This is a genomic window from Geodermatophilus chilensis (assembly GCF_002802985.1).
GTDB lineage: Bacteria > Actinomycetota > Actinomycetes > Mycobacteriales > Geodermatophilaceae > Geodermatophilus > Geodermatophilus chilensis.
Genome location: NZ_NVPT01000266.1, coordinates 1 through 4,273, shown reverse-complemented (window position 1 = coordinate 4,273; position 4,273 = coordinate 1). Strand labels below are relative to the sequence as shown.

General features: G+C 77.7%; 4 protein-coding genes. 3 read left to right on the top strand and 1 reads right to left on the bottom strand.

Features of this window, described 5'->3' with window-relative positions:
- Positions 1–661: 661 nt before the first annotated feature.
- The gene (locus CNO22_RS25915) at positions 662–1,972 is read right to left on the bottom strand and encodes an alpha-hydroxy-acid oxidizing protein (RefSeq protein WP_100502125.1); all 1,311 of its coding nucleotides are present in this window, start codon (positions 1,970–1,972) and stop codon (positions 662–664) included.
- A gap of 185 nt (positions 1,973–2,157) precedes the next feature.
- Between CNO22_RS25915 and CNO22_RS25910 the strand changes: the two genes are divergently transcribed.
- The 3 genes from CNO22_RS25910 to CNO22_RS25900 all read left to right on the top strand — a co-directional run.
- Positions 2,158–2,853: a hypothetical protein gene (locus CNO22_RS25910; RefSeq protein ID WP_100502124.1), complete on the top strand. Its 696-nt coding sequence runs from the start codon at positions 2,158–2,160 to the stop codon at positions 2,851–2,853.
- Positions 2,854–2,878: 25 nt separating this feature from the next.
- Entirely contained in the window at positions 2,879–3,394 is a 516-nt protein-coding gene (locus tag CNO22_RS25905) for a MarR family winged helix-turn-helix transcriptional regulator (protein ID WP_100502123.1), read from the top strand.
- Positions 3,395–3,495: 101 nt separating this feature from the next.
- Positions 3,496–4,273, top strand: a 778-nt coding sequence (locus CNO22_RS25900; protein ID WP_157937136.1) for a glycosyltransferase family 2 protein, incomplete at its 3' end; no start/stop codon positions are given.

The following is a 4,273-nucleotide window of genomic DNA, read 5'->3' as shown; positions in this document are numbered from 1 at the left end:
CCGCCGGCCCCCGCTACCCAGCCGGGGCCCACCCCGACGCCCACGCCAGAACCGGAGACGGCGCCCGCCGCGCCGATCCCACCCACCCCAGAGCCGGGTGCCGCGCCGGGACCCGCGCCGTCCTCGGAACCGCAGCCGACCCCGGAGCCGACCCCGGAGCCGACTTCGGCCCCGATGCCTGCGTCGTCGGCGGCTGTCCCCCGGGTCTGACCCGGTCCCCGCGGACCTCCGCCCCTGCCCACAGTGCGGGGCAGGGGGAGAGGTCCGCGGAGGTCATGGACGGCGGGTCGGTCCCCACGGATCCCAGGCGGCGAGGCCACCAGCACCAGGTCGATCAGCGACGTGACGAGCACCCAGCGGGTGCGGCCCGGACGGCGGTCATCGCGCGCCTCCCCGGGGGAGGAGGCGATACCTCCGACGCTCCGCCCGAGCGTCAGGCGCCCGGGTCGCACGATGACCACAGCGCCGGGGGAGGTGTCGCGGAGGGATGAGGGGCGGGGGGCCGGTCCTGACGGTCTGGCCGCGTTGGTCGGTCCTCCCAGCAGTGGGAGGCCACTCGTTGCCGGCTGCCCCCGCCCATCCCCACTGTGACCCAGGCCACTCCCGAGGGTCAACCCCGGCCCGGCGTGTCGTCCGATCCGCCGGTGCCCGAGGACCGGGCTCAGCCGACCCGGCGCAGCACCTCCGGGGAGAGCTGGTCGACCGACGTGTGGCCGCTCAGGCCCAGGGTCAGGTCGAACTCGCCCAGCACGTCGGACACCACCTGCCGCACGCCCTCCTCGCCACCCAGGGCCAGCCCCCAGGCGAACGGCCGGCCGAGCAGCACCGCCCGCGCACCCAGCGCCACCGCGGTGAGGACGTCGGCGCCGCTGCGCACCCCGCTGTTGAGCAGCACCGGCGCCCGGTCGCCGACCGCGGCCACCACGTCGGGCAGGGCGTCGAGTGCTGCGAGGGAGCGGTCCACCTGCCGGCCGCCGTGGGTGCTGACCACCAGACCGTCCACACCCTCGTCGAGCGCCCGCCGGGCGTCGTCGGGGTGCAGCACGCCCTTGAGCACGATCGGCAGCCGGGTGCGGGCCCGCAGCCAGGCGAGGTCGGCCCAGGTGGTCGAGGGCCGGGAGTAGATGGCGAGGAACGTCTCCACCGCGGCGCGAGGCAGCGGCGAGCGCAGGTTGTCCAGCAGCGGACCGGGCCAGGCCCGCGCCATGCCCACCAGGGCCCGGACGGCGGACAGCGTCGGGCGCGGCTGCCGGTCCCGGCTCGCGGCGGCCCCCGCCCGGGCCGGCGCGGGAGCGGCACCCGCCCGCTCCTCGACCAGCCGGCGGAACACCGGGTCGGAGGTGTACTGCACGATGCCCTTGCCGAGTGCGAACGGCAGGTGGCCCAGGTCCAGGTCGCGCGGGCGCCAGCCGAGCATCGTGGTGTCGAGGGTGACCACCAGCGCGTCGCAGCCGCTGGCCTCCGCGCGCCCCACCAGGCTCTCCACCAGCTCGTCCGACGTCGACCAGTACAGCTGCGACCAGCGCGGGGAGTCGCCCATGGCCGCGGCGCACTCCTCCATCGACACCGAGGCCTGGTTCGAGAAGACCATCGGCACGCCCAGGGACGCCGCCGCGCGGGCCACCGCGAGGTCGGCCGCCGGGTGCACCAGCTCGAGCGCGCCCACCGGACCCAGCAGCAGGGGTGCGGGCAGCCGCCGTCCGAACAGCTCGACCGAGGTGTCCCGCACGCTCACGTCCCGCAGCACCCGTGGGACGACGGCCCACCGGTCGAACGCCGCGCGGTTGGCCCGCTGGGTCGCCTCGTCCCCGGCCCCGCCCGCGACGTAGGAGTAGGCGCGGGTGCCGAGCCGCTCCCGCGCGCGCCGCTGCAGCGTCCGGGCCGCGGTGGGCACCCGGGGCCGGCGGCCGTACACCCCTGCGCGGTAGACCTCGTCCTGTCGGCGGCGGCCGGTCCCCGCTGCTGAGTCCACGCGGACACCGTAGTGAGCGCCAGGTCACAGCCGGTGGCGCGGTCCCGATCCGACTTTCTGCCGACACGCCGTGACGACACGCGCGACCGGTCGGTAACCCCGGGTCGGCGCGGCGCTCGCCCCGGCATCATGGTCGGCACCGGCGCACCGCGGGCGCGCCGGCGCAGAACCAGGGGGAACAGCACGTGCAGGTGGCCACCCGGCCGGCGTCCGTCGTCGTCATGGCGCTCGCCCTGCTGTGCGCCGGCATCGCCCTCGCCGGGCCCGCGGTCGCCGTCGACGACGCCGCCCGCCCCGACGCCCGCGTCACCCACGGCCCCAGCTGCCGCCCCGGCGGTGTGGTCGTCGAGGTCACCGGCGGCACCGTCGGCTACGCGGTCACCCTGGGCACCGGACGCCGTCCCGCCGGGGAGGACGCCGCCGACGTCGCGCCCGGCGCCGTGGTCGTGCTGAGCACCGGCGAGGTCGAGTGGGGCGAGACGATCGACCCGTTCCTCCGGTACGAGGCCATCGACGGCTCGGGCTCCGGCTGGGTCGACGACCTGACCGGCTACAGCTTCACCCGGCCGGCGGCCGAGGACTGCGCGGCCATCAGCCCGCCCAGCGGCGCGGCGGTGGTCCCGCAGGCCGGCGAGGTGGTGCCCATGCCGGTCCCGGGCCTGCCCGACCCGAGCAGCTCCGCCCCGGCCGGCATCGCCGACGGCAGGCCCGCCATCCCGGTCGCCGCACAGGAGGCCGCCGCGGTCACCGGCGGCGTGCCCTGGCTGCTGCTGGTCGCCGGCGGGTCGTTGCTCGCCTCGGGCGCCGGCCTCGCCCTCGTCGCCGGGAGCCGGCGGCCGGGGGTGCGGGGCCGCGCGCCCTCGTCCACCGGGAGCGCCTGAGCGCTCCGTCGGCGACGATGGTCGGGTGGCCCGCCCCGAGGACGCCCTGGCTCCGGACCTCCCCGCCGAGCCCGTGCCCGGGGACGTGGCCGACGTCCCAGGTGCGGTCCCCCGTCCGGCCGAGACCTGGCTGCGCATCGTGCAGGTGCACGACCGCATCACCCGCCGCGTCGACTCCGCCCTGCACCGGCGGCACGACCTCTCGCTCACCGGCTACGAGGCGCTGCGCCGGATCGCCGACGCGCCCGGCGAGCGGGCCACGATGGGCGAGCTCGCCGAGGCGCTCGGCATCTCCCGCGCCGGGGTGACCAGCACCGTCACCCGCCTGGTGACCGAGGGGCTCGTCGTCCGGGAGCGCTCGTCGGGTGACAAGCGGCTGCTGCACGCCCGGCTCACCCCCGCCGGGCGGGCCAAGGTCGAGGAGGCCCGCCCGACCCACGACGACCTGGTGGCCCACCTGCTCACCCTGTTGGGCGACGACGCCGCCGTCGTCACCGACGCCCTCGCCCGCGTCTCCGCAGCGGCGCGCACCCGCCGCTGACCTCGCCTTTCGCGCGCGAAAGGCGACGCTGCGGGCGGCGGCGCACATTCACTTCAAGCCCGTAGTGTTTCCGCTCCACCCGGGGCGGGCAGGACGCGATCATGCAGGTGGGGATCGAGCGGTGCTCCGTGGTCGTGCCGACCGTCGGCCGGCCGTCGCTGGACGTGCTGCTCGACGCGCTCGCGCAGGCCCCGGGGCCGCGCCCGGCCGAGCTGGTGCTCGTCGACGACCGGCCCGCCGGCGAGCCGCTGCGCCCCGAGCGGCCCGGCCTGCCGCCCGTGCGCGTGGTGCGCACCGGCGGCGGTGGTCCGGCCCGCGCCCGCAACCTCGGTTGGCGCAGCGTGCGCACCGAGTGGGTGGCCTTCCTCGACGACGACGTCGTCCCCGACCCCGACTGGTACCAGCGGCTGGCCGAGGACCTCTCCGACCTCTCGGCCGACGTGGCCGGCAGTCAGGGCCGGGTGCGGGTGCCGCTGCCCGAGGGCCGCCGGCCCACCGACTGGGAGCGCGGCACCGCAGGCCTGGCCACCAGCTCCTGGATCACCGCCGACCTCGCCTACCGCCGCGTCGCCCTGGCCGCGGTGGGTGGCTTCGACGAGCGCTTCCCCCGCGCCTTCCGCGAGGACTCCGACCTGGCGCTGCGGGTGATGGACACCGGCGCCCGGCTGGTCCGCGGGCAGCGCTGGATCACCCACCCGGTGCGCCCGGTCGACCGCTGGGTCAGCGTCCGCGTGCAGGCGGGCAACGCCGACGACGTCCTCATGCGGCGGCTGCACGGCCCCGGCTGGCGGGAGCGCGCCGACGCGCCGCTGGGCCGCCGGCCGCGGCACCTGGCCGTCACCGCCGCCGGGCTGGCCGCCGTCGGCCTCGCCGCCGCCC